Source organism: Thermus sp. (genome assembly GCF_039793865.1).
Taxonomy (GTDB): domain Bacteria; phylum Deinococcota; class Deinococci; order Deinococcales; family Thermaceae; genus Thermus.
In genome coordinates this window covers 1-2,993 of record NZ_JBAMMI010000078.1, presented here as the reverse complement: position 1 = coordinate 2,993, position 2,993 = coordinate 1, and the positions used below count along the sequence as shown (strand labels likewise).

The 2,993-nt window shown below is 69.0% G+C and carries 4 protein-coding genes and 1 tRNA gene; all 5 read right to left on the bottom strand.

The annotated features are described in order from the left end of the window. Positions 1-634 (bottom strand): DUF815 domain-containing protein (locus ABJK26_RS07095; RefSeq protein WP_347241582.1); only part of this gene is annotated, 634 nt, incomplete at its 3' end. A gap of 33 nt (positions 635-667) precedes the next feature. Beyond that, positions 668-743: transfer RNA gene (locus tag ABJK26_RS07090), tRNA-Lys, on the bottom strand. A gap of 39 nt (positions 744-782) precedes the next feature. Beyond that, entirely contained in the window at positions 783-1,388 is a 606-nt protein-coding gene (locus ABJK26_RS07085; RefSeq protein WP_347241581.1) for a thiamine diphosphokinase, read from the bottom strand. Further along, on the bottom strand, positions 1,385-2,335 hold the full coding sequence (locus tag ABJK26_RS07080) for an ABC transporter ATP-binding protein (RefSeq protein ID WP_347241580.1): 951 nt from the start codon (positions 2,333-2,335) through the stop codon (positions 1,385-1,387). Before ABJK26_RS07080 ends, ABJK26_RS07085 begins: the two co-directional genes overlap by 4 nt. Positions 2,336-2,422: 87 nt before the next feature. Continuing rightward, positions 2,423-2,878, bottom strand: coding sequence for a cytochrome c (locus ABJK26_RS07075; RefSeq protein WP_347241579.1), 456 nt, complete (start codon positions 2,876-2,878; stop codon positions 2,423-2,425). Between the last annotated feature and the right edge of the window lie 115 nt (positions 2,879-2,993).

The window sequence follows — 2,993 nt, the reverse complement described above, 5'->3', positions numbered from 1 at the left end:
GGGGGAGGAGGGCGAGCCTCTCCAGGAGGACCTCGAGGCGGGGGAGGGCCCCCTTCTCCACCTCCACCATCCTCGCCCCCTCCAGGTGGAGGAGGCCCTTGGCCGCGGTGCTCTTCCCCGTGCCCCGGGCCCCGTAGAGGAGGGTGTGAAGGGCGGGCCTAGCGGAGAGGAAGCGCCGGGCGTTGGCCTCGAGGGCCTGAAGCTGGGCCTCGTAGCCGATGAGCTCGTCCTCCCGGGGGAGGCGGGGGTGGGGAAGGGGGTGGAGCTCCCCGTCAAAGCGGAAGGCCCGGTAGAGGGCGAAGGGCCAGGGGCCGTGGGCCTGGAGCACCCCCACCACGGCCTCGGGGTCGCGGGCGAGGAGGGCCTTTAGCGCCCCTTCCTCCGCCGGGTGGGGGGGCCGCTCCCCCAGGCTTCCCAGGGGGGATTCCGCCCTAAGGCGCTGGAGCTCGGCGAAGAGGGCCTCGAGGTCCCACCGCACCAGGTCCAGAAGCCCAGGGGTGGGGTGGAGGGCCCGCCAAGCCCAAGGCGCTTTCAGAAGGGCCTGGGCCAGGGCGTAGCCCCAAGGCTCGCCCTGGGGGAGGTCCAGGGAAAGGAGGTCCGGGGGCCGCTTGGGCAGCTCCATGGGCCCCATCATAAGGGCTTCCCCCGGGGGTTTCCCCGGGGGCTTTGGTGGGCCGCACAGGACTCGAACCTGTAACCCACCGATTAAGAGTCGGTTGCTCTACCGGTTGAGCTAGCGGCCCAAACGCCAAAGGCTAGTGTAGCCTTCCTTTTTTCCGCTGTCAAGGGAAGCGGTAAAGGAGGGCCCGCCCCCTTTCCACGCGCACCTTTAGGGGCCCCAGGGCCTGGTTTTCCAGGGTGCGGGTGGTGGCCCGAAGAGGGGTGGGGGAGAGGTTCCACCTGGCCCCCTCCACCCCCAGGATGGCCTCGGGGAAGGGGAGGAGGCTGAAGGGGCTTCCCGGCTCCAGGGGAAGCTCGTGGACCCCGGGAAGGAGGGGTAGGGCCCAGGCGAGGCCGTCGGTGAGCTCCACCCGGCACCCCCTTTCCGCCAGGAGGAAGGCGAGCTCCAGGTGGGCCAGGGTGTGGTCCAGCCTCCCCCCCAGGGCCCCAAGGCCAAGCACCTCCTCCGCCCCAAGCTCCAGGGCCCTCCGGAAGAGGGCCTCTCCGTCCGTGAGGTCCTTGTCCCGGGGAAGCACCTCCTTGGGGGCCTTTAGGTCCAGCCAGGGGGGGCTAGAGTCCATGTCCCCAAGCCAAAGCTCCAGGGGAAGCCCCAGGGCCAGGGCGTGCCGGGCCCCCGAGTCCGCCGCCCAGAGGCGAAAACCTTCCAGCCTTTCCCTTAGCCCCTCCGTCACCAGGAGGGGCCCCCCGAGGAGGAGGGCGAGCCTCATCCTTCCAAGGCTACCGCCTGGGCGGGGTCCAGTTGGAGGCCCACCCCTTCCCCCTCCCTTGGGCCTTCGGGGGCCTCGAGGTAGAGCCTGACCCCCTTCACCCGCACCCAGAGCCCCACCCGGGGCCCGAAGAAGAGGCGCTCCTCCACCACCCCCTCCAGGGGGCCTCCCAGGGCGAGGGCCCTTGGGGGGAGGAGGTGGGCCTTGGGGGGAAGCCCCAGAGCTTGGCTCTCCTCAGGGGAGAGGAGGTTCTTGTGCCCCAGGAAGCGGGCGGCCCAGAGGTCCTTGGGGCGGGCGTAGACCTCCTCGGGCCTCCCCACCTGGACCAGCCGCCCCTCCTTCAGCAGGGCCACCCGGTGGGCGAGGAGAAAGGCCTCCCCCTGGTCGTGGGTCACAAGGAGGGCGGTGACGCCCTCTTCCTTGAGGGTCCTCCTCAGGAAGAGGAGGAGCTCCTCCCGAAGCCTCAGGTCCAGGGCCCCCAAGGGCTCGTCCAGGAGGAGGAGGCGGGGCCTAGGGGCCAGGGCCCGGGCCAGGGCCACCCTCTGTTGCTCCCCGCCGGAGAGTTCCTTGGGGCGCTTCCTGGCGTGGGGGGTGAGCTCCATCCTTTCCAGGAGCTCCTTGACTCGGGCCTTCCGCGCCTCCTTGGGCCAGCGGGCTTCCACCAGGCCGAAGGCGACGTTTTCCTCCACGGTGAGGTGGGGGAAGAGGGCGTAGTCCTGGAAGAGGAAGCCCACCTTCCGCCTTTCGGGGGGAAGGGGGGTGAGGTCTTCCCCCAGGAAGCGCACGAAACCCCCATCGGGCCTTAGAAGCCCGGCGATGAGCCTGAGCAGGGTGCTCTTCCCGCTTCCCGAAGGCCCTAGAAGGGCCAGGGTCTCGCCCTCGGCCATGGAGAGCCCCACGGAGAGGCTAAAGCTGGGAAAGGCCTTTTCCAGGTGAAGCTCCAGCACCCTCCCATTAAACCGGAAGGGCCCGGGCAAGCGCCCAGGCTCCTTTGCCGGGGTCCCCGTGCTGGCTTGGGCCAGCGTGGGGTGGGGTTACTTCAGGCCGAGCTTCTTCCGCTCCTCGTAGACCTGCTTGGGGGTGAGCTTCTTGTCGCGGAGGGCCTTCACCTCGGCCGCGGCGAAGGGCTTGAAGTCCTTCACCTTCTTGTCGTCCCCCCAGGCGGTGGCGATGTGGTTGAGGACGGCGGCGATCTCCTCGTCATCGCGCCCGGAGTAGGCAGGCATCTGCATGCCGCTGCTGCCATACTTCATCCCCTTCACCTCAATCTGGCCCTGCAGGCCCCAGAGGAGAACCTTGATGAGGTACTCCCGGCCCCCCTCTTTGGAGAGGATCTCCGCCACGTGGCCCGCGAGGGGCGGGAAGAGCTCGGGGGTGCCCTGCCCGTTCGCCCGGTGGCACCCCGCGCACTGGGCGTAGATCTTGGCGCCGTCCGCCTGGGCCAAGGCCAGGCCGCCGAGAAGGAGGAAAACCATAAGGGTCCGCTTCATCTTTACCCTCCGGGGTATAGGGTAGTTTGTCCCTGCTTTCCCGTCAAGGGGTGTACCTTTAGCCTGGCTTAAGCCATCTACCCCTTGGGGTATAAAACGGCAATGCTTGGATAAG